The 21182-nt window shown below is 60.6% G+C and carries 17 protein-coding genes; 6 read left to right on the plus strand and 11 right to left on the minus strand.

The window, feature by feature from the left end; all coding sequences use genetic code 11:
- Window positions 1-17 precede the first annotated feature (17 nt).
- The 4 genes from AC193Q_RS18845 to AC193Q_RS18860 all read right to left on the minus strand — a co-directional run bounded on the left by AC193Q_RS18845 (window position 18) and on the right by AC193Q_RS18860 (window position 4302).
- Window positions 18-998: a sulfonate ABC transporter substrate-binding protein gene (locus AC193Q_RS18845; RefSeq protein ID WP_047297202.1), complete on the minus strand. Its 981-nt coding sequence runs from the start codon at window positions 996-998 to the stop codon at window positions 18-20.
- 88 nt (window positions 999-1086) lie between these two features.
- Window positions 1087-1680: an NADPH-dependent FMN reductase gene (gene ssuE, locus AC193Q_RS18850; RefSeq protein WP_041072109.1), complete on the minus strand. Its 594-nt coding sequence runs from the start codon at window positions 1678-1680 to the stop codon at window positions 1087-1089.
- A 338-nt stretch (window positions 1681-2018) separates the two neighbouring features.
- On the minus strand, window positions 2019-2657 hold the full coding sequence (locus AC193Q_RS18855) for a peroxiredoxin (protein WP_007913831.1): 639 nt from the start codon (window positions 2655-2657) through the stop codon (window positions 2019-2021).
- Between the two features lie 295 nt (window positions 2658-2952).
- Window positions 2953-4302, minus strand: coding sequence for an OprD family porin (locus AC193Q_RS18860; protein ID WP_047297205.1), 1350 nt, complete (start codon window positions 4300-4302; stop codon window positions 2953-2955).
- 364 nt (window positions 4303-4666) lie between these two features.
- Between AC193Q_RS18860 and tauA the strand changes: the two genes are divergently transcribed.
- Window positions 4667-5656: a taurine ABC transporter substrate-binding protein gene (gene tauA / locus AC193Q_RS18865; protein WP_121182535.1), complete on the plus strand. Its 990-nt coding sequence runs from the start codon at window positions 4667-4669 to the stop codon at window positions 5654-5656.
- A gap of 107 nt (window positions 5657-5763) precedes the next feature.
- Here the strand turns inward: tauA and argA are convergent, their stop codons facing one another.
- Together argA and argE are read right to left on the minus strand one after the other, a co-directional pair.
- Window positions 5764-7062 (minus strand): amino-acid N-acetyltransferase, encoded by a 1299-nt coding sequence (argA, locus tag AC193Q_RS18870; protein ID WP_007967974.1) that lies wholly within the window; start codon window positions 7060-7062, stop codon window positions 5764-5766.
- Between the two features lie 259 nt (window positions 7063-7321).
- A complete protein-coding gene (argE, locus tag AC193Q_RS18875) occupies window positions 7322-8467 on the minus strand; it encodes an acetylornithine deacetylase (protein ID WP_047297501.1) in 1146 nt (381 codons plus the stop codon).
- 155 nt (window positions 8468-8622) lie between these two features.
- Between argE and AC193Q_RS18880 the strand changes: the two genes are divergently transcribed.
- Complete coding sequence (locus tag AC193Q_RS18880) at window positions 8623-9993, plus strand: CYTH domain-containing protein (protein ID WP_121182537.1); 1371 nt, start codon at window positions 8623-8625, stop codon at window positions 9991-9993.
- Between the two features lie 115 nt (window positions 9994-10108).
- Here the strand turns inward: AC193Q_RS18880 and AC193Q_RS18885 are convergent, their stop codons facing one another.
- Window positions 10109-10579 (minus strand): Lrp/AsnC family transcriptional regulator, encoded by a 471-nt coding sequence (locus AC193Q_RS18885; protein ID WP_483878689.1) that lies wholly within the window; start codon window positions 10577-10579, stop codon window positions 10109-10111.
- A 127-nt stretch (window positions 10580-10706) separates the two neighbouring features.
- On the opposite strand from AC193Q_RS18885, the gene AC193Q_RS18890 reads away from it, so the two are divergent.
- The 3 genes from AC193Q_RS18890 (at window position 10707) to AC193Q_RS18900 (ending at window position 13306) form a co-directional block, all read left to right on the plus strand.
- On the plus strand, window positions 10707-11045 hold the full coding sequence (locus AC193Q_RS18890) for a hypothetical protein (RefSeq protein WP_483878690.1): 339 nt from the start codon (window positions 10707-10709) through the stop codon (window positions 11043-11045).
- Window positions 11046-11135: 90 nt separating this feature from the next.
- Entirely contained in the window at window positions 11136-12920 is a 1785-nt protein-coding gene (gene tfpB, locus AC193Q_RS18895; protein WP_047297209.1) for a type IV pilus assembly ATPase TfpB, read from the plus strand.
- A 65-nt stretch (window positions 12921-12985) separates the two neighbouring features.
- On the plus strand, window positions 12986-13306 hold the full coding sequence (locus AC193Q_RS18900; RefSeq protein WP_198759827.1) for a DUF2388 domain-containing protein: 321 nt from the start codon (window positions 12986-12988) through the stop codon (window positions 13304-13306).
- A gap of 188 nt (window positions 13307-13494) precedes the next feature.
- On the opposite strand, the gene gcvP is transcribed toward AC193Q_RS18900, so the two are convergent.
- Entirely contained in the window at window positions 13495-16368 is a 2874-nt protein-coding gene (gene gcvP, locus AC193Q_RS18905) for an aminomethyl-transferring glycine dehydrogenase (protein ID WP_483878691.1), read from the minus strand.
- A gap of 156 nt (window positions 16369-16524) precedes the next feature.
- Between gcvP and AC193Q_RS18910 the strand changes: the two genes are divergently transcribed.
- A complete protein-coding gene (locus AC193Q_RS18910; RefSeq protein WP_047297211.1) occupies window positions 16525-17664 on the plus strand; it encodes a DegT/DnrJ/EryC1/StrS family aminotransferase in 1140 nt (379 codons plus the stop codon).
- Between the two features lie 103 nt (window positions 17665-17767).
- Here AC193Q_RS18910 and gcvH read toward each other — a convergent pair whose 3' ends face one another.
- The 3 genes from gcvH to AC193Q_RS18925 all read right to left on the minus strand — a co-directional run bounded on the left by gcvH (window position 17768) and on the right by AC193Q_RS18925 (window position 21055).
- Window positions 17768-18151, minus strand: coding sequence for a glycine cleavage system protein GcvH (gcvH, locus tag AC193Q_RS18915; RefSeq protein WP_041072090.1), 384 nt, complete (start codon window positions 18149-18151; stop codon window positions 17768-17770).
- A gap of 48 nt (window positions 18152-18199) precedes the next feature.
- Entirely contained in the window at window positions 18200-19282 is a 1083-nt protein-coding gene (gene gcvT / locus AC193Q_RS18920) for a glycine cleavage system aminomethyltransferase GcvT (RefSeq protein ID WP_047297212.1), read from the minus strand.
- A gap of 156 nt (window positions 19283-19438) precedes the next feature.
- On the minus strand, window positions 19439-21055 hold the full coding sequence (locus AC193Q_RS18925; RefSeq protein ID WP_121182544.1) for an ABC transporter permease: 1617 nt from the start codon (window positions 21053-21055) through the stop codon (window positions 19439-19441).
- Window positions 21056-21182 lie beyond the last annotated feature (127 nt).

Raw genomic sequence — 21182 nt, forward strand, 5'->3', positions numbered from 1 at the left:
CTCCTTGGGGATTCGATTTACTGGGCTTGGCTGACCGAGCTTTGGGCCACAGCGGCCGGTGGTGTCCAGATCACATCCTTGATGCTCAACGGCTTGGGAATCAGCTTGAGCTGGTAGAAGGTGTCGGCGATTTTCTGTTGCGCGGCGACCACGTCCGGGGTCAGGAACAGCGCACCGTAGCCCTGGCGTTTCACCGAGGTCAGGGTGATGTCAGCCGGCAGGCCGAGCAGTGGCGCGACCTGTCGGGTCACGTCTTCAGGATTGGCTTTGGACCACTCGCCCACGGCGCGCACTTCTTCGACGAGGGTCTTGATCACCTCGGGATTTTTCTGCGCGTAAGGTTTGGTCGCGAGGTAGAACTGATGGTTGTCGACGATGCCTTTGCCGTCACGCAGGGTGTGCGCTTGCAGCTGTTGCTCGGCAGCGGCCTGGTACGGATCCCAGATCACCCAGGCGTCGACGCTGCCACGTTCGAACGCGGCGCGGGCATCGGCCGGCGGCAGGTACACGGTCTGGATATCGGCGTATTTGAGGCCGGCGTCTTCAAGGGCGCGCACCAGCAAGTAGTGCACGTTGGAGCCTTTGTTCAGCGCGACTTTCTTGCCCTTCAGATCGGCGACCGATTTGATCGGCGAGTCTTTCGGTACGAGGATCGCTTCGCTGTTCGGCGCTGGCGGTTCGTAGGCGACATAGAGCAGGTCAGCGCCGGCAGCCTGAGCGAATACCGGTGGGGTTTCGCCGGTAACACCGAAGTCGATCGAGCCGACGTTCAGGCCTTCGAGCAGTTGCGGGCCGCCGGGGAATTCAGTCCATTGCACGTCCACGCCTTGGGCGGCCAGACGTTTTTCCAGTGTGCCTTTGGCCTTGAGCAGCACCAGCGTGCCGTACTTCTGATAACCGATTCTTAGCGTCTCGGCCTGAGCCTGGGTGATGGCGCCGAAGGACACAGCCGCAGCAAACAGAGCGACCAGACCACGACGCAAAAATACAGTGCGCATAGCGCTCTCCTTTTTGCTGTTGGGTTGTGGCTGCACCTGCTTGCCCGTTGGCGGGCGAGTAAGGCCAGTACTTCAATTTCGGTGAGGCTTAAATGCTCCAGCGAGCACTCAACAAACGTTCATTCAACAGTCCCGGCTCCAGCGGTTTCGGCCGGCGGGCCATGGCACTGACAAACTGCTCCAGTGCTTCGTGCAGACGCTGCTCCAGCGCCGGCGCCAGTTGCGCCTGGGCACTGCCTTCGCCGTAAGCAATCTGGCTGTCCTCGGCAAAAATCCCTTGCAGCATTTCCTGGGCTTTCAATGCCGACAGCACGGGCTTGAGGGCGTAATCGACCACCAGCATGTGGGCGATGCTGCCGCCCGTGGCCATCGGCAGCACAATTTTGTGGTTCAGGGCGCGTTCCGGGAGCAGATCGAGCACGGTCTTCAGTGCGCCGGAAAACGACGCCTTGTACACTGGCGTGGCGATCAGCAGACCGTCAGCATTTTCAATCTGCGCCAGCAGGTCGAGCACCTTCGGGCTGTCGAAGCGGGCGTGGAGCAAGTCTTCGGCCGGGAAGTCCCGCACCTGATAACTCACCACTTCCACCCCCTGCTCCTGCAACCAGCGTTGCGAGCGCTCCAGCAACACCCCGGAACGGGAGCGCTGGCTGGGACTGCCACCGAGTGAGACGACCAGCATTCAGACGATTCCTTGCGCGTTACAGGCGATTCGCGGGTTGCGATCTCGCTTCGATGGAGTGACCTTACCAGCTGATTTATATATCCATAAATCATATTTATTCATTTGGTTATGCGTTTAAGAGATATGAGGTTTGCTTTGTTCCGGGCAAAAAAACAGGCCGTGAAAACGGCCTGAAATCCCCTGCTTAGTGGTTCTGAATTCTGTACTGCCCGGACTGACGCCTTCGCGAGCAGGCTCGCTCCCACAGGGGACTGCATTTCAAATGTGGGAGCGAGCCTGCTCCGGGCGGCGTTCCGACGAAAGCGCCGGTAGCTACAACAAATAGCTCACTGGATTCACTTATTCGGCTGCGGCGTCAGGCGCAGGTATGGTTTCACCGCGCGGTAGCCCTTCGGAAAGCGCTGCTTGATCTCTTCCTCGTCCTTGAGTGACGGCACGATCACCACCTCCTCACCGTCCTGCCAGTTGGCCGGCGTGGCCACCTTGTAGTTGTCGGTAAGTTGCAGCGAATCGATCACCCGCAGGATCTCGTGGAAGTTGCGCCCGGTGCTCGCCGGGTAGGTGATGGTCAGGCGGATCTTCTTGTTCGGATCGATCACGAACAGCGAACGCACGGTCAGCGTGTCGTTGGCGTTCGGGTGGATAAGATCATAGAGATCGGACACCTTGCGATCGGCATCGGCCAGGATCGGGAAGTTGACGACTGTGTTCTGGGTTTCGTTGATGTCTTCGATCCACTTGTGGTGCGAGTCCACCGGGTCGACCGACAGCGCAATGGCTTTGACGCCGCGCTTGCTGAACTCATCCTTGAGCTTGGCGGTGAAGCCCAGCTCGGTGGTGCACACCGGGGTGAAGTCGGCCGGGTGGGAGAACAGCACACCCCAGCTATCGCCCAGCCACTCGTGAAAACGAATCTTGCCGGCGCTGGAATCCTGTTCGAAATCGGGGGCGATGTCGCCGAGTCTGAGGCTCATGGTGCTGCTCCTGATGAGTTGTTGGAGAATTCAACTGTAGCTTGTGATTTGCCATCATGAAAAAGAATAAATAACTAGATATTTAGAATTTAATTGAATATTAAACATCGTTCACTGGACGCTCGTCGTCATCGCGACGAACATCGACCCCAAGGTTCGAGAAGGCCTTGAGTAGCTGCAAAAGAAGGGAATGTCGGGACAGGCTTACGGGGGTGAGCCTGACCCGAAAATGCAAAAGCCCCGTCCGGCGCAATGCCGGACGGGGCTTTTTTACATCAGTAGCTTGAGCGCGCTATTACAGCAGCGGGATCGAGTAGCTGACGATCAGGCGGTTTTCATCCTGGTCGCGCTGACCCGGGATGTCGTTGCGCCAGGTAGCGTTTTTCCACATGAAGCCCAGGTTCTTGGCCGGACCTTCAGGAATAACGTAACCGATGGTCAGATCGCGTTCCCACTCGGAGTTGCCGTTACCGTTCTCACGACGGTTGGAACCCACGGTGTCGATGTCGCTGCCGCGCAGGTAGACCATGCCGGCGGTCAGGCCTGGCAGGCCGACTTTGGCGAAGTCATACGAGTAGCGTGCTTGCCAGGTTTTCTCGCCAGCACGACCGAACTTCTGGATCTGCATGTCGGTAATGGTGTAGTTCGACGAACCGTCGCCCTGGTTCAGCCAAGGGAAGTCGGAGCTGCCGTTGGAAACCTGATAGCCGCCACCGAAAGTGTGACCTTCAACGGTATACAGGAACAGGCCGCTGTACAGGTTGTTGTCGATAGGACCTTTACCGCTGACATTGCCGACGTAGTTACCGTTGCCGAAGTAGGCGGCGGTGTTGCCGTTGGCGCCGTCGTCGCTGCTGTGGAAGTAGCGGAAGTCAGACTTCAGTACGCCTGGGCCGATTGCCCAGTTGTGAACCAGACCCAGGAAGTGCTGCTTGTAGAAGTCTTCCAGGTTGCCGTAGTAGTACTGGGCAGTCAGGTCCTTGGTGATTTTGTAGTCACCACCGGCGTAGTAGAACTTGTTGCTGTTGGCCACGCGAGCGTTCGCACCGCCAACAGACAGGTTCTCGTTGTTGCTGGAGTTACGCCCTTTCACTGCTTCGATCTGACCAGCGACCAGAGTCAGGTCCTTAATCTCGCCGGAAGTGATCTGGCCACCCTGCCAGGTTTGTGGCAGCAGACGACCGTCGTTGGTCACGATGACCGGGTTCTTTGGCTGCAACGTGCCCAGCTTCAGTTCGGTCTGAGAGATTTTGGCCTTGGCGGTCAGGCCCAGACTCGAGAAGTTATCAACAGCTTCGCCATTGGACTTGCTCGGGAACACTGTGCCACCGTAGGACGTCGAGGTTGCACCGTTGGTGCCGCCGCCCGAATCCAGACGCACGCCCAACAGGCCGATGGCATCGATACCGAAGCCTACGGTGCCTTGGGTGTAACCGGAGATGAAACGCAGATCGAAGCCTTGGCCCCATTCTTCGTTCTTGTTCTGAGCGCCAGCCGCTTTGGTGCCGGAGTCACGGTTATCAGTGTTGATGTAGAAGTTACGCAGCCCCAAAGTAGCTTTGCTGTCTTCGATGAAACCGGCGGCGCCTGCCTGCTGCGCCAAAACCCCTACGGCCACAGCCAGGGCCAAGGTGGACTTGTTCATGTAAAGCTCCTCTCGTTTCTAATTCTTGTGTTCCTGGCCCGGGGTCTGATGCCCTGGATCCTAAGATGCGCGATTAGCGCCAGACCGTGACTGACAAGTCAATCGTAACCTTGTGTGTCTACGACCAAGGTCTAATCGCCGTGATTTGGTCCGTGCAGAGTAAAGATTTCCTGATAAACCCAAAAAGAATTTATTCATTCTTTTTAATATCATTTCGAAATATGGCCATTATCGTGCCACCTCCGCCGGGAAACAGCGTATCGGCGACTAAGCTCATTCCTAAATGGTATTTGTTAGCCTTTTTTTATATCGATTAGCTTTGGCGCAACCCCGATTCGTCAAACCCTATCGAAAAGGCGACGCCATGATGGCCAAACGCGCACTATCTAGTCAATTTGTTACAGTTTGTGTATCGGCGCTGATTTCTTTTTCCGCCCATGCCGCCAACCTCACCGTTGGCTATCAAACCGGTATCGACCCGAGCAAAGTCCCTCAGGCCGACGGCGTCTACGAGAAGACCATCGGCGAGAAAATCAACTGGCGTCGCTTCAATAGCGGCCCGGAAGTTGTGACAGCCATCGCATCAGGCGACGTACAGATCGGCAACCTTGGCTCCAGTCCTTTTGCAGCGGCCGCATCGCGCAATCTGCCGATCGTCGCCTTCATTGTTTCAGCGCAGATCAACGCCGCCGAGGCGCTGGTGGTGCGCAATGGCAGCGGGATCAATACCCCGCAGGACCTGGTCGGCAAAACCATCGCCACGCCTTTCGTTTCCACTTCCCACTACAGCCTGCTCGGCGCACTCAAGCACTGGGGCCTGGACACCTCGAAAGTCAAAGTGGTGAACCTGCAGCCCGCAGAAATCGCAGCGGCGTGGAAGCGTGGAGATATAAATGGCGCGTTTGTCTGGTCGCCGGCGCTGGGGGAAATCCGCAAGACCGGCAAGACCCTGACCGATGCCGCACAAGTCGGCCAATGGGGCGCACCGACCTTCGAAGTCTGGGTCGCGCGCAAGGACTACGCCGAAAAGCATCCTGAGGTGGTGGCCAGGTTTGCCAAGGTCACTCTAGATGCGTTTGCCGATTACGCCAGCCATAAGGACAGCTGGACAGCGGACTCGGCGCCGGTGCAGAAAATCGCCAAATTGACGGGTGCCAATGCGGCCGACGTGCCGGAGCTGCTGGCCGGTTCGGCCTTCCCGGATGCCAAGGCGCAGCAATCCACCGCACTGCTGAACGGTGGCACGGCGAAAGCGATTGGTGAGACGGCGAAGTTTTTGAAGGAACAGGGCAAGGTCGAGACGGTGCTGCCGGACTATTCGCCGTACGTCAGTGCGAAGTTCATCGCTGAGTAAACACAAAACCCTGTAGGAGCTGCCGAAGGCTGCGATCTTTTGACTTTGGTTTTCTGAATCAAGATCAAAAGATCGCAGCCTTCGGCAGCTCCTGCAGGGGACTCGGATTACAGGGTCTTTTCGAAGATCTTCGAATTGCGCTGATAGTTGTACAGCGACGCCCGCGCCGCCGGCAGGCGTTCGACGCTGCTAGGCTCGAACCCGCGCTCGCGGAACCAGTGCGCGGTACGGGTAGTGAGCACGAACAGGGTTTTCAGCCCTTGCGCCCGGGCACGGGTCTCGATGCGCTCCAGCAACTCATCGCCGCGACCGCCATGGCGATACTCCGGATTCACCGCCAGGCACGCCAGCTCACCGGCGTCCGAATCGGCAATCTGGTACAGCGCCGCACAGGCAATGATCATCCCTTCACGCTCAACCACACTGAACTGCTCGATCTCGCGCTCCAGCACTTCGCGCGAGCGACGCACCAGAATCCCCTGCTCTTCCAGCGGACTGATCAGGTCAAGCAAACCGCCGACGTCTTCAATCGCCGCCTCGCGCACCAGTTCGAATTGCTCCTGAGCCACCAGCGTACCGCCACCATCGCGGGTGAACAGTTCGGTCAGCAGTGCACCGTCCTCGGCGTAGCTGACGATATGGCTGCGCGCCACGCCGCCACGGCAGGCCTCGGCGGCGGCATCCAGCAGTTCGGCCTGATAGTTGTTGCCCAGACGCGCCAGATGCGCAGGCACCTGTTGCGGCCGCAGTTCGCGTACCAGTTTGCCGTTTTCGTCGATCAGACCGAGGTCAGCGCCGAACAGCAACAGCTTGTCGGCACCGAGGTCGATGGCGGCGCGGGTGGCGACGTCTTCGCAGGCGAGGTTGAAGATTTCCCCGGTCGGCGAGTAGCCCAGCGGCGACAGCAGCACGATCGAGCGCTCGTCGAGCAGGCGATTAATGCCTTTACGGTCGACGCGGCGCACTTCGCCAGTGTGGTGATAGTCGACGCCTTCGAGCACGCCGATCGGCCGCGCCGTGACCAGGTTGCCGCTGGCCACCCGCAGACGCGAGCCCTGCATCGGCGACGAGGCCATGTCCATCGACAGCCGCGCTTCAATGGCGATGCGCAACTGACCGACTGCATCGATCACACATTCCAGGGTTGCCGCATCGGTGATGCGCATGCCGTGGTGATAGTGCGGGGTCAGGCCGCGAGCGGCGAGGCGGGTTTCAATCTGCGGACGCGAACCGTGGACCAGCACCAGACGCACACCGAGGCTGTGCAACAGCACCAGGTCGTGGACGATGTTGCCGAAGTTCGGATGCTCCACACCGTCGCCGGGTAGCATGACGACGAACGTGCAGTCGCGGTGAGCGTTGATGTAAGGGGACGCGTGACGAAGCCAATTGACGTATTCGGGCATGAACCTGGGCCTGTAATAAATAGCAGCCGGAAAAAAGGGCGAAACGGAAAACGCACAGCGGGCTGATGGTTATCGTCGGAACAGGCTTGGCGACACGCGCGTTCTCCTCATGAATACGGGTTGGATTCCCACTAATTTAACGTCTTCCCCTGTAGGAGCTGCCGCAGGCTGCGATCTTTTGACTTTGTTTTTAAGAGACAAGATCAAAAGATCGTCCGAACGCGGCCCGAGCCTTCGGCAGCGCCTACAAGGGATGTGTTCAATTCTTCAGGCAGTAATGTTCAACCAACTGCCGCAATAGATGCACGGTAGGCTGCAAACGTGACATTTCGAGGTATTCGCCGGGCTGGTGGGCACAGGCGATGTCGCCGGGGCCGAGCACGATGGTTTCGCAGCCAAGGCGCTGAAGATAAGGCGCTTCGGTGCCAAACGCCACTGTTTCGGCACGATGGCCGGTGAGCTTTTCGGCGATGCGTACCAATTCGGCGTCTTCGGCTTGTTCGAACGGCGGTACTTCCGGGAACAACGGTTTGTAATCGATCTTCACCTGGTGCCGCTCGGCCACGGGATTGAGCTTGCGCAGGATCTCCGCACGCAGCACTTTCGGGTCCATGCCCGGCAACGGACGCAGGTCGAACTCCAGCGAACACTGGCCACAGATGCGATTCGGGTTGTCGCCGCCATGAATACAACCGAAGTTCATCGTCGGTTGCGGCACGCTGAACTGCGGATTGTTGAATTCACGCTGCCACAACAGGCGCAAACCGCGCAGCTCGCCGATGGCATCGTGCATCGCTTCGAGTGCACTGTGCCCCAAACGCGGATCCGACGAATGGCCGCTTTGTCCGAGGATATCGATGCGCTCCATCATGATGCCCTTGTGCATGCGAATCGGCTTGAGCCCGGTCGGCTCACCGATCACCGCCGCACGGCCCAGCGGCTTGCCGGCCTCGGCCAGGGCGCGGGCACCGGACATCGAACTTTCTTCATCACAGGTGGCGAGAATCAGCAGCGGTTGCTTGAACGGTTGATCGAGCAGCGGCTGCACGGCCTCGATGATCAGCGCGAAAAAGCCCTTCATGTCGCAACTGCCCAGCCCGACCCAGCGGCCGTCAACTTCGGTGAGCTTCAGCGGATCGGTCTGCCACAGCGCATCGTCATAAGGCACGGTATCGCTGTGCCCGGCCAGGACCAGGCCGCCGGGGCCACTGCCGAAACTGGCGAGCAGGTTGAATTTGCCGGGGCTGACCTGCTGGATGTCGCAACTGAAGCCCAGATCACCCAGCCAGCCGGCGAGCAAATCGATCACCGCCCGGTTGGACTGATCCAGGCCCGGTTGGGTGCAGCTGACCGACGGTGCGGCGATCAGTGCAGCGAACTGGTCTTGCATGGACGGCAAAGGCATCGCTGACTCCAACTCCGATTTGAAGTCCATCATAGAGCCATCCGGCGCCAGGAATAAACCGCCGCAGGGCGTAGGAAGTTTGAGTCCTGTACACTGCACGGCCTTGGCAGCCACACATTCCCCCGGCTGCGCTCCCGATCCTGGATTTTCCGGCCATGCAGAAAGAAACCGAAATCAAACTCCGCGTCAGCCGCGAAACCCTCGCCGCCCTGCGCGAGCACCCGCTACTGAAAAAACGCAACAAAAATGGCTGGGAACGCCGTGAGTTGATGAACCAGTACTTCGACACCCCCGAGCGCGACCTGGCCCAGGCCAAAGTTGCCCTGCGCCTGCGCAAGGACGGTGACGAAGTGATTCAGACCCTCAAGACCCGCGGCCAGAGTGTTGCCGGTCTGTCCGAGCGTAATGAATACGACTGGAAGTTGCCCAAAGCCAAGCTCGACGTGAAGAAACTCGACGGCGAATGCTGGCCCGAGTCGCTGGCCAAGCTGGACAAGAAAACCCTGAAACCGATCTTCACCACCGATTTCGTCCGCGAGCGTGCGGAAATCGCCTGGGGCCGCGGCAAGGCCAAAGTGGTCATCGAAGCTGCGCTGGACCTCGGTCATGTGGTGGTCGGCAAACAGAAAGAAGAAATCTGCGAGCTGGAACTGGAACTGCGCGAAGGCGAGCCGGCCGCACTGCTGGAACTGGCCGCCGAGCTGGCCGAAACCCTGGCCCTGATGCCGTGCGACATCAGCAAGGCCGAGCGCGGCTACCGTCTGTACGACGCCAACAGCTACTCGCTGAGCCTGCCGGCGCCGCAACTGACCCCGGAAACCCCACTCGACGACGCCTTCGCCGCACTGGCCTGGCACTTGCTCGGCAGCAGCCAGCGTCTGGCCGAACAATATCGCTTCAATGGCCACTGGCGCCTGCTGCAGGACTGGGTCGAGAACCTCGCCGAAATGCGCGCCCTGCTCAGCAGCCTCGGCCAGGCCGCACCGCGTTCGGCCACTCACGACCTGCGCGTGGCGCTGGACGCATTGCTTGAAGACTGGCGCCCGCTGGTTCAGGTCGGCATCGAAGACGAAGACGTACGCAAGGCGGCGCCGGAGCAATTCCTCGAAGAACTGGAAGACCCGCGCTGGGGCCTGTTCTCGCTGACCGCATCACGCTGGCTGCTGGCCCGCGCCTGGACCGCCGAGCGCAACACCCGCGGCAACCGCCAGGGCGCCGCGCAATTGCACAGCTGGCTGCCGCGCCTGCTGGGCGAAGAAGCCACCTCCCTGCAATTGCAGCGCTATCAGCAGCAACCGGAAGATCTGGCCGAACAACTGCCGCGCATCGAGCGCATCCAGGTCTGGCTGCACCACGCGCGCAACGTACTGGAGATCGCGGAAATGGATCGCCTGTACGGCGAACTGAACAAACTGGCACAACTGGCCAACGAACCGACCATCACTGACGAACTGCTCGATGCGCGTAAGCAGCAGGCGATTGCGGTTTATCAGAATCGTGCGTGGAAAATGCTGCTGCGCATGTGATGACTGTGTGGTGAGGGGATTCATCCCCGATGGACTGCGCAGCAGTCCCTGCTTTCGACTAAAGCGGGGCCGCTTCGCGACCCATCGGGGATAAATCCCCTCGCCACAGAGGCCATCAGCGCATGACCGGCAGGCTGGTGGTGGACTTGATCTCCGACAGCGCCACAATCGAATTCACTTCCTGAATCCCCGGCACCAGCGACAGTTTCTCGAAAAAGAACCGCTCATACGCCTCGATGTCCGCCGCGACAATCCGCAACAGAAAATCTACCGCGCCCATCAGCACGTAGCACTCCAGAACCTCCGGAAAACCGCGAATCGCCTCGGTGAATTCGGTGAAGTTCGACCGCCCGTGGGCGTTGAGCTTGATTTCGGCGAAGATCTGCGTGTTCAGGCCGATCTTCTTGCGATCAAGCAAGGTCACCTGACCGCGAATGATCCCCTCCTCCTTCATTCGCTGAATACGCCGCCAGCACGGTGACTGCGACAGGCCCACCTGCTCGGCGATCTGAGCGCTGGACAAGGAAGCGTCCTCTTGCAGCAGGGCGAGAATCCTGCGGTCGTAGCTGTCCAGCTCGCTGCGCATAGAAAAACCTCAAATATGAATTCATGCGAATCAAACCGGTCGATCATTCGCCAATCACATCGATCTTAGCCAAGAAATGTCCGGCACCGAATGTAAAAATTTCTCCAGTGTTTTTTGGAGACTCGCCATGCCGCACCTCGAAGCCGTGAATACCGCACCAACCCGGGCCGATGTCTGGAACGTCAACAACAACCATTGCCTGGCGCAGTATCAGATCCTCGCCGAAGCCGAGCCGGATCTGCTGGTGCGGGTGCTGAACCTGTTCGCGCTGCAGTTCCTCACGCCTGAACAGGTCAATGTGCAGCGGATGGACGACTTGATGTCGATCGACATCGTCATGGGCGGTTTCAGTTGGCATCGCGCCCAAGTGATTGCGGAAAAACTTCGTAACCTGATCAGCGTCTGCTCGGTCAACCTGCAAAACGCCGACACGACGTGGGATACGCCCGCGCAAGCGGTTGGCTGAAAAATCCGGCAACGGCTTTGTCGGGTAGTGGCCCAACGGTCTGCGGGGCCACGACTATCCTTTGCGAACTGTCGTTCAAAAGGAGCCCGCATGTCCGTTCAACTCGCCACTCAGGACCGCTGGCTGGATCTCAACGATGTGTTGCGTGAATTGGTCGCCCAAGGCTTCATCAGCCAGGATTCGGCGGAGCAGGCGCTCAACGCCCGGCGCCGCCACGCGACCCACGGCCAGCAGCACCCGCTGGAGTTCATTGCCAGCCAGCAGCTGGATGACCTCAGCCGTCCGGGTAAACATCTGGATCTGGAAAGCCTGACCTTGTGGCTGGCGCAGCAGGCCGGCCAGCCGTACATGCGTATCGACCCGTTGAAGATCAACGTCGCCGCGATCACCCCGCTGATGTCCTACGCCTTTGCCCAGCGGCACAGGATTCTTGCGGTGGCGGTCGACCGCGACGCCGTGGTCGTGGCCAGTGCCCAGCCCTACGTCACCGCTTGGGAAGCCGACCTGACTCACGTGCTGAAGCTGCCGATCAAACGGGTGGTCGCCAACCCGGTGGACATCCAGCGCTTCAGCGTCGAGTTCTTCCGCCTCGCCAAATCGGTCAGCGGCGCCAGCAATGCCGATCAGCAAAGCGGCAACCTCGGCAACTTCGAACAACTGCTCAACCTCGGCGCCAGCGATCAGGAGCCGGACGCCAACGACGCACACATCGTCAACATCGTCGACTGGCTGTTCCAGTACGCCTTCCAGCAACGCGCCAGCGATATCCACATCGAACCGCGCCGCGAACAGGGTACCGTGCGCTTTCGCATCGATGGCGTGTTGCACAACGTCTATCAATTCCCGCCGCAGGTGACCATGGCGATCGTCAGCCGCCTGAAAAGCCTCGGGCGGATGAACGTCGCCGAGAAGCGCAAACCCCAGGACGGCCGGGTCAAGACCAAGACCCCGGACGGTGGCGAAGTCGAGTTGCGGCTTTCAACGCTGCCCACCGCGTTTGGTGAAAAAATGGTCATGCGGATTTTTGACCCGGAAGTGCTGCTCAAGGACTTCGATCAGTTGGGCTTTTCTGCCGATGACCTGCGCCGCTGGCAGGACATGACCCGCCAGCCCAACGGCATCATTCTGGTCACCGGGCCGACCGGTTCGGGCAAGACCACCACGCTCTACACCACGCTGAAGAAACTGGCGACGCCGGAGATCAACCTCTGCACCATCGAAGACCCGATCGAAATGGTCGAGCCGGCGTTCAATCAGATGCAGGTGCAGCACAACATCGACCTGAGTTTCGCCGCCGGGGTACGCGCACTGATGCGACAAGACCCGGACATCATCATGATCGGCGAGATCCGCGACCTGGAAACCGCGGAAATGGCGATTCAGGCGGCGCTCACTGGCCACCTGGTGCTGTCGACCCTGCACACCAACGATGCCCCCAGTGCCATCAGCCGGTTACTCGAACTCGGCGTGCCGCACTATCTGATCAAGGCCACGGTGCTCGGGGTCATGGCCCAGCGTCTGGTGCGTACCCTGTGCCCGCACTGCAAGGCGCCGCTGACGCTGGAAGAGGAGGACTGGCAGACCCTGACCCGCCCGTGGCAGGCGCCGCTGCCGGGCAATGCGCAACGGGCGATCGGCTGCCTGGAGTGCCGCGACACCGGTTATCGCGGCCGCGCCGGGGTTTACGAAATCATGCAACTGAGCGACAGCCTCAAAACCCTCATCACTCAGGACACCGATCTCACCGCCATCCGTCGACAAGCCTTCAAGGAAGGTATGCGCAGCCTGCGCCTTTCAGGTGCGCAGAAGGTCGCGGCAGGGCTGACCACCCTTGAAGAGGTGCTGCGGGTGACACCGCAGAGCGAGCAGAAATAGGCCGCTACGGAACCGGATCGGGGAATCGTTATCCAACGCCGTAGTTAACCCCCAGGAGTCACTCAATCATGCGTCTCAAACTTGCTGTCGCCACCCTTGCCTTGCTGTCCCTTCCCGTTGGTTCAGCGATGGCCGACAGCTTTTGGCGTAACGTCATTTCGTCCGGCGCCACCACCGGTTCGACCTACCTGACCTTCAAGGATCACAAGCTGATCGTTGCCGCGCAGGACGACGCCGGCAGTTTCGTCGCCAGCGATGGCAGCATTCGTGGGCCATACCTGGAAGCAGCCATGCAGAAAGTCCGCGCCGACAATCCGGGCCTGCAGGCCACGGACATGGAACTGGCGAATGCGATTCTGGCGAAGAACGCAGTGGCTTCCGAGTAAGCCGGGCGCCAACAAAAATGCCGCTCGATCGAGCGGCATTTTTTTGCCTGTAATGTCGAATTCACCACAACCTCTGTGGGAGCGAGCCTGCTCGCGAATAAAGTGGGTCAGATACATGCTTGTCTTCTGACACCACGCCTTCGCGAGCAGGCTCGCTCCCACATTTGGACGGTTGTACAACCTGGAAATCAGCGGTAATCGTCCACCGGGACGCAGGCGCAAAACAGATTGCGATCGCCATAAACGTTATCCACCCGATTCACCGCCGGCCAATACTTGTGCGCCTTGGTGTGTGCATCCGGGGTGATGCCCTGCTCGATGCTGTAAGGCCGCTCCCAGACTCCGGTGACATCGGCCAAGGTATGCGGGGCACGCTTGAGCGGGTTGTCTTCCGCCGGCCAGTTGCCGTTCTGCACTTCGGTGATTTCTGCACGGATGCTCAGCATGGCGCCGATAAACCGGTCCAGTTCGGCCTTGGATTCGCTCTCGGTCGGCTCGACCATCAACGTCCCCGGCACCGGAAAAGACATGGTCGGCGCGTGGAAGCCGTAGTCCATCAGGCGCTTGGCGATGTCTTCTTCGCTGATCCCGGTCTGCGCCTTCAACGGCCGCAGATCGAGAATGCATTCATGGGCCACCCGCCCGTTGCGCCCGGTATACAGCACCGGAAATGCGCCGGATAAATGCTGCGCAAGATAGTTCGCCGCGAGGATTGCCACTTCGCTGGCATCCGCCAATTGCGGCCCCATCATTGCGATGTACATCCAACTGATCGGCAAAATACTCGCACTGCCCCACGGCGCCGCACTGACCGCGCCATTCTGCGGCAGCGGGCCGTCAATCGGCACGACCGGATGACTGGCGACGAACGGCGCCAGGTGCGCGCGTATGCCGATCGGCCCCATGCCCGGCCCGCCTCCGCCGTGGGGAATGCAGAACGTCTTGTGCAGGTTCATGTGCGACACATCGGCGCCGATGTCCGCCGGCCGCGCCAGCCCGACCTGCGCATTGAGATTGGCGCCGTCCATATACACCTGCCCGCCGTGCTGGTGGATAACTTCGCAGATCTCGCTGATGCCTTCCTCGTACACGCCATGGGTCGACGGATAGGTCGCCATCAGGCACGACAACTTGTCCCCCGCCTCGGCCGCCCTGGTTTTCAGGTCGTCCAGATCGACGTTGCCGGCCTCGTCGCATTCGACGATCACCACGCGCATCCCGGCCATCTGCGCCGAGGCCGGGTTGGTGCCGTGGGCCGAGGACGGGATCAGGCAAATATCCCGTGCGCCCTGCTGCCGGCTCTCGTGATATTTGCGAATCGCCAGCAGCCCGGCGTACTCGCCCTGAGCCCCGGAGTTGGGCTGCATGCAGATCGCATCGAACCCGGTGATCGCGCACAGCCAGCGCTGCAGTTCTTCGATCATCAAGGTGTATCCGACTGCCTGCTCCCGAGGCGCGAACGGGTGCAGATTGGCGAACTGCGGCCAGGTGATCGGGATCATCTCACTGGTGGCGTTGAGCTTCATGGTGCAGGAACCCAACGGGATCATCGACTGGTTGAGCGCCAGATCCTTGTTCTCCAGTTGCTTGAGGTAGCGCAGCATCTCGGTTTCGCTGTGATGTGCGTTGAACACCGGATGGCGCAAGTAAGGCGTCTTGCGCTGGAGGCTGTCGGGGATGCCTGAAACCAACGTTTCTGCATCGAGTTGCTCGACGTTTAAACCATGATCGGCACCGAGCAGCACGTCGAACAGTTTGGCCACCGTGCTTTCATCGCACGTCTCGTCGAGGCTCAACCCGACTCGACCACGGCCGAGAATCCGCAGGTTGATCTGCGCAGCCCTGGCGCTGTCGATGATTGCGCTCTGCGCGCCGCCGACCTCCAGCGTGAGGGTGTCGAAAAACTGCCCGTTGACTCGCGTAATACCATGGCGTTCAAGGCCTGCCGCCAGAATGCAGGTCAGCCGATGCACCCTCTGCGCTATCCGTTTCAAGCCTTGCGGCCCGTGATACACCGCGTAGCAACTGGCGATGTTGGCCAGCAGCACCTGCGCGGTGCAGATGTTCGAATTGGCCTTCTCGCGGCGAATGTGTTGTTCGCGGGTTTGCAGGGCCATGCGCAATGCAACGTTGCCGCGGGCGTCTTTCGACACGCCGATGATCCGCCCCGGAATCGCCCGTTTGTTCGCCTCACGGCTGGCAAAAAAAGCCGCGTGCGGGCCACCGTAGCCCATCGGCACGCCAAAGCGCTGGGATGATCCGAACACCACGTCAGCGCCCAGTTCACCCGGTGGCGTCAGCAGCAACAGGCTCAGCAGATCCGTGGCCACGCAGGCCAGCGCCTGCTGCGCGTGCAGTTGATCGATGACCGGACGCAAATCACGAATCTCGCCGTGGGTGTCGGGATACTGCAGCAATGCGCCGAATACCTGATGCTGGCCGAGGTTATCCACAGCGTCGATGATCAGCTCAAAGCCGAAGCCTTCGGCGCGGGTCTGCACCACGGAAATGGTCTGTGGATGACAGTTTTCGTCGACGAAGAACAGATTGCTCTTCGACTTCGCCACGCGTTTAGCCAGGGCCATGGCTTCCGCCGCAGCGGTAGCTTCGTCGAGCAACGAGGCGTTGGCCAGTTCCAGCCCGGTGAGGTCGATGGTCAGTTGCTGGAAATTCAGCAGCGCCTCAAGACGGCCTTGGGCAATCTCCGGTTGATACGGAGTGTACGCGGTGTACCAACCAGGATTTTCCAGCACGTTACGCAGAATGACGGTCGGCGTCAGCGTGCCGTAGTAGCCCATGCCGATCAGACTGGTCCACACCTGATTCTGCTCGGCATAACCGCGCAGCTTGGCCAGCGCCGCCTGCTCATCAAGGGCCGGCGGCAAATCCAGCGCCCGGTTCAACCGAATGCCCGGCGGCACCGTCTGCTCGATCAGTTCGACCCGGCTGCCGAGGCCCAGGCTATCGAGCATCGCCTGTTGTTCGGCGGCATCGGGCCCCAAATGGCGGCGCAGGAAGGCTTCGGGGTCGCGTAACTGGCTCAAGGATGGCAACTGGGACATGACAGGCTCTCTCTTGGCTGGCGCTCGGCGTCAATGCAACACGGTCAAACCAGCATAGCAGCCGATCCCGACGCGCACGGCTTGGCGGCGCCGGGTGTTCCGGGGCATGCTGTAGCGCCTGCATCAGGCGTCCAACTTGCGGATGATCGAACCCTCATGAGCCAACTGCCGTTCCTGCCGTTTTCCAAACCTGTCATCGATGAAGCCACGATTGCCGCCGTCGGCGACGTGCTGCGCTCCGGCTGGATCACCAGCGGGCCGAAGGTACAGGCCTTTGAAGCACAGCTGTCGGAATACTTCGGCGGGCGCCCGGTGCGCACGTTCAACTCCGGCACCTGCACCATGGAAATCGCCCTGCGCATCGCCGGCATCGGCCCGGGTGACGAAGTGATCACCACGCCGATTTCCTGGGTCGCCACCGCCAACGTGATCCTCGAAGTCGGCGCCACGCCGGTGTTCGCCGACATCGACCCGGTGACCCGCAACATTGATCTGGACAAGCTCGAAGCAGCGATCACCCCGCGCACCAAAGCGCTGATTCCGGTGTACCTCGCCGGCCTGCCGGTGGACATGGATCGGCTATATGCCATCGCGCGCAAACACAATCTGCGGATTGTCGAAGACGCCGCGCAGGCGTTGGGTTCGAGCTGGAATGGCCAGCGCATCGGCGCCACTGGCGACTTCGTGTCGTTCAGTTTCCAGGCCAACAAGAACGTGACCTGCTCCGAAGGCGGCTGTCTGGTGCTGAACACTGCGGAAGAAGCGCGGCTGGCGGAGAAATATCGCCTGCAAGGCGTGACCCGCAACGGCTTCGACGGTCTCGACGTTGATGTGCTCGGCGGCAAGTTCAACATGACCGACGTCGCCGCGACCATCGGTCTGGGCCAATTCGCCCATATCGAGGCGCTGACCGCCCATCGTCAGGAACTGGCCCGTCACTACTTCAAATGCTTTGGCGATGACTTCGAAGCGACCTATGGCGCGCAATTGCCGCCAGCGGATTTCACCCACAGCAACTGGCATCTGTTCCAGCTGGTGCTGCCGGAGCGCAAGGACGGCTTGCCGGCGCGGGCCACGTTCATGGAACAGATGCAGGCCAAAGGCATCGGCATCGGCTATCACTACCCGCCGATTCACTTGTTGAGTCTGTACCGCGAGCGCGGTTTCAAGGAAGGGATGTTGCCGGTGGCCGAACGGGTCGGACGATTGATTGTGTCGTTGCCGATGTTCACCAGCATGACCAAGGACGACGTCGAGCGTTCAGTGGCGGCAGTCAAAGCCGTATTGAAGCCCTGAACCGCCATGCCTGCAGGAGCTGCCGCAGGCTGCGATCTTTTGATCTTGCTTCAAAAACAAAATCAAAAGATCGCAGCCTGCGGCAGCTCCTACAGAGCGAGGATTATTCGCCGATTGCAGCCTTGTAGCCGGCGGCGTCCAGCAGCTTGTCCAGATCAGCAGCGTTGGCTGGCTTGAGCTTGAAGATCCACGCCCCGTACGGATCGGAGTTCAGCAATTCCGGAGAGCCGCTCAGCTCTTCGTTGACGGCGATGACTTCGCCGGCAATCGGCGAGTAGATATCGGAGGCCGCTTTCACCGACTCAACCACGCCAGCTTGATCCTCAGCAGCAAACACCTTGCCCACTTCAGTCAACTCGACGAACACCACATCGCCCAGTGCTTCCTGCGCGTGATCGCTGATGCCCACGGTAACGGTGCCGTCGGCTTCCAGACGCGCCCACTCATGACTTTCGGCAAAACGCAGTTCGGCGGGGATATTGCTCATGCTTGGTGTCCTCAAAAAATTGTCAGCGGTCAGGCCCGCCGGAAAAGGTTAGATCAAGGTTTTGCCATGGCGCACGAAGGTCGGTTTGACCACTCGTACCGGATACCACTTGCCACGGATTTCCACTTCGGCGCGGTCGGCGGTGGCCATCGGTACACGCGCCAGGGCAATCGATTTGCTCAGCGTAGGAGAGAAACTACCACTGGTGATCTCTCCTTCGCCAACATCGGCGATACGAACCACCTGATGGGCGCGTAAAACACCGCGTTCCTCAAGCACCAGCCCCACCAGTTTGTGCGCAACGCCGGCGGCTTTTTCCGCTTCCAGCGCAGCACGACCGATGAACTGCCGCGAGGCCGGTTCCCAGGCGATGCTCCAGGCCATATTGGACGCCAGCGGCGAGACATCCTGATGAATGTCCTGGCCGTAGAGGTTCATCCCTGCCTCGACCCGTAGCGTGTCGCGGGCGCCGAGGCCGATCGGCGAAATGCCGGCACCGACCAGATCGTTGAAAAATCCCGGCGCTTGCTCGGCCGGCAAGGCGATTTCCAGGCCATCCTCACCGGTATATCCGGTGCGGGCGATGAACCAGTCGCCATCGACGTGAGCTTCGAACGGTTTGAGATGTTTGATCAGTTCGGCGCGGGACTGGGTCACCAGTTCGGCAATTTTCTGCCGGGCCTGCGGGCCTTGAATGGCGAGCATCGCCAGATCCTGACGCTCATGCAATTGCACGTCGTAACCGGCGACCTGCGCCTGCATCCACGCCAGATCCTGGTCGCGAGTGGAGGCGTTGAATACCAGACGATAACGGTCTTCGAGGCGATAGACGATCATGTCGTCGACGATGCCGCCACGCTCGTTGAGCATCGTGCTGTAAAGCGCGCGGCCGGGGCGATGCAGGCGCTCGACGTCATTGGCCAGCAAATGCTGCAGCCAGGCCTTGGCCTGGACACCGGCGACATCGATCACGGTCATGTGGGAAACATCGAACACCCCGCAATCGCGGCGCACCTCATGGTGTTCCTCGACCTGCGAGCCGTAATGCAGTGGCATGTCCCAACCGCCAAAATCGACCATCTTCGCGCCGAGGGCGAGATGCAGGTCATACAGAGGCGTACGCTGTCCCATGGGTTTCTCCTTCCGGGCGTGGCGAAGGTGCGGACAGCCGCTGTACGGGATGAAAGCCGCGAAATAGAAGGCTTTCAGCCGATTTCAGCGAACGGGTCTGTCAGACGAACCGCACCGAATGCCGCGCATTGTAGCCGCATGATTCAGGACTCACTACTAAGTGTTTCGGTGCGCCGAGCGGCGGATCAGGCCAATGACCGGTAACAGGCCGACCAACACCAAGGTCAGCGCCGGCAGCGACGCCCGTGCCCACTCGCCCTCGCTGGTCATTTCGAAGATCCGCACCGCCAGCGTGTCCCAGCCAAACGGGCGCATCAGCAGGGTCGCGGGCATTTCCTTGAGCACATCGACGAACACCAGCAACGCCGCGCTCAACGTGCCGGGCAGCAACAGCGGAAGATACACTTTGAAAAACAGTCGCGGCCCACTGACCCCCAGACTACGTGCTGCTTCGGGCAATGAAGGCCGTATACGCGCCAGACTGTTTTCCAGCGGCCCGTACGCCACGGCGATGAAACGCACCAGATAGGCCATCAGCAACGCCGCCAGACTGCCCAGCAGCAGCGGCTTGCCGGCGCCACCGAGCCAGCCCGACAGCGGAATCACCAGTTCGCGATCGAGATAACTGAACGCCAGCATGATCGACACCGCCAGCACCGAACCCGGCAACGCATAACCGAGATTGGCCAGACTGACTCCGGAACGGATCGCCCGGGTCGGCGCCAGTCGTCGGGCAAAAGCCAGCAGCAGCGCGACGCTGACGGTGATCAAGGCTGCCATGCCACCCAGGTACAAGGTGTGCAGGATCAGTCCGGCGTAGCGCTCATCGAGATCAAAGCGCCCGCGCTGCCAGAACCACACAATGAGTTGCAGGACTGGAATCACGAACGCACAGGCAAAGACCAGAGCGCACCAGCCGGTCGCCGCGAACGCCTTGAGTCCCTGCAAGTGATACAGCGCCTTGACCCGCGGCCGTTCGTTGCTCGCCCGGTTGGCGCCACGCGCACGCCGCTCGCCGTAAAGCACCAGCATCACCACCAGTAGCAACAGGCTCGCCAGTTGCGCCGCGCTCGGCAAACTGAAGAAGCCGTACCAGGTCTTGTAGATCGCGGTGGTGAAGGTGTCGAAGTTGAACACAGACACCGCGCCGAAATCCGCCAGCGTCTCCATTAGCGCCAGTGCCACACCGGCGCCAATCGCCGGACGCGCCATCGGCAGCGCCACCCGCCAGAACGCCTGCCAGGGCGATTGCCCGAGGACCCGCGCCGCTTCCATCAGGCCTTTGCCCTGCGCCAGAAACGCGGTGCGCGCCAACAGATAAACGTAGGGATAAAACACCAGCACCAGCACCACAATCACCCCGCCGGTGGAGCGCACACGCGGCAGGCGCAGGCCGCTGCCGAACCACTCACGCAACAGGGTTTGCACCGGGCCGGCGAAGTCCAGCAGGCCGACGAAGACGAACGCCAGCACGTAGGCCGGAATGGCGAACGGCAGCATCAGCGCCCAGTCGAGCCAGCGCCGCCCGGGGAATTCGCAGAGGCTGGTGAGCCATGCCAGACTGACGCCGAGCAGCGTCACGCCGACGCCAACGCCCAGCACCAGCGTCAGGGTATTGCCCAGCAGGCGCGGCATCTGGGTTTGCCACAGGTGCGACCAGATTTGCTGATCAATGGTCTGCCACGACAGCAGCAGGACACTCAGGGGCAGCAGCACCAGCGCGGCAATGGCGAGGACGATGGGGTACCAGCGGCGTTGGGCGGGGTGGGCCAAGGGGGTTCTCTAATAAATCGTGGGTCGGCGCAAGAGTAATGCCAGCCCAATTGTGGCGAGGGGATTTATCCCCGATCGGATGCGCAGCATTCGTAAAAACTACGCCCGCGGTGTATCAGTACGCTTT

Source organism: Pseudomonas sp. F2, assembly GCF_057174385.1.

Coding starts and splice junctions, on each gene's coding strand:
- gcvT (WP_047297212.1), bottom strand. CDS start 19,282: ATGGGACAGCGTACGCCTCTGTATGACCTGCATCTCGCCCTCGGCGCG.
- tauA (WP_121182535.1), top strand. CDS start 4,667: ATGATGGCCAAACGCGCACTATCTAGTCAATTTGTTACAGTTTGTGTA.
- AC193Q_RS18855 (WP_007913831.1), bottom strand. CDS start 2,657: ATGAGCCTCAGACTCGGCGACATCGCCCCCGATTTCGAACAGGATTCC.
- AC193Q_RS18845 (WP_047297202.1), bottom strand. CDS start 998: ATGCGCACTGTATTTTTGCGTCGTGGTCTGGTCGCTCTGTTTGCTGCG.
- gcvP (WP_483878691.1), bottom strand. CDS start 16,368: ATGTCCCAGTTGCCATCCTTGAGCCAGTTACGCGACCCCGAAGCCTTC.
- gcvH (WP_041072090.1), bottom strand. CDS start 18,151: ATGAGCAATATCCCCGCCGAACTGCGTTTTGCCGAAAGTCATGAGTGG.
- AC193Q_RS18880 (WP_121182537.1), top strand. CDS start 8,623: ATGCAGAAAGAAACCGAAATCAAACTCCGCGTCAGCCGCGAAACCCTC.
- AC193Q_RS18860 (WP_047297205.1), bottom strand. CDS start 4,302: ATGAACAAGTCCACCTTGGCCCTGGCTGTGGCCGTAGGGGTTTTGGCG.
- AC193Q_RS18910 (WP_047297211.1), top strand. CDS start 16,525: ATGAGCCAACTGCCGTTCCTGCCGTTTTCCAAACCTGTCATCGATGAA.
- argE (WP_047297501.1), bottom strand. CDS start 8,467: ATGCCTTTGCCGTCCATGCAAGACCAGTTCGCTGCACTGATCGCCGCA.
- AC193Q_RS18885 (WP_483878689.1), bottom strand. CDS start 10,579: ATGCGCAGCGAGCTGGACAGCTACGACCGCAGGATTCTCGCCCTGCTG.
- ssuE (WP_041072109.1), bottom strand. CDS start 1,680: ATGCTGGTCGTCTCACTCGGTGGCAGTCCCAGCCAGCGCTCCCGTTCC.
- tfpB (WP_047297209.1), top strand. CDS start 11,136: ATGTCCGTTCAACTCGCCACTCAGGACCGCTGGCTGGATCTCAACGAT.
- argA (WP_007967974.1), bottom strand. CDS start 7,062: ATGCCCGAATACGTCAATTGGCTTCGTCACGCGTCCCCTTACATCAAC.
- AC193Q_RS18890 (WP_483878690.1), top strand. CDS start 10,707: ATGCCGCACCTCGAAGCCGTGAATACCGCACCAACCCGGGCCGATGTC.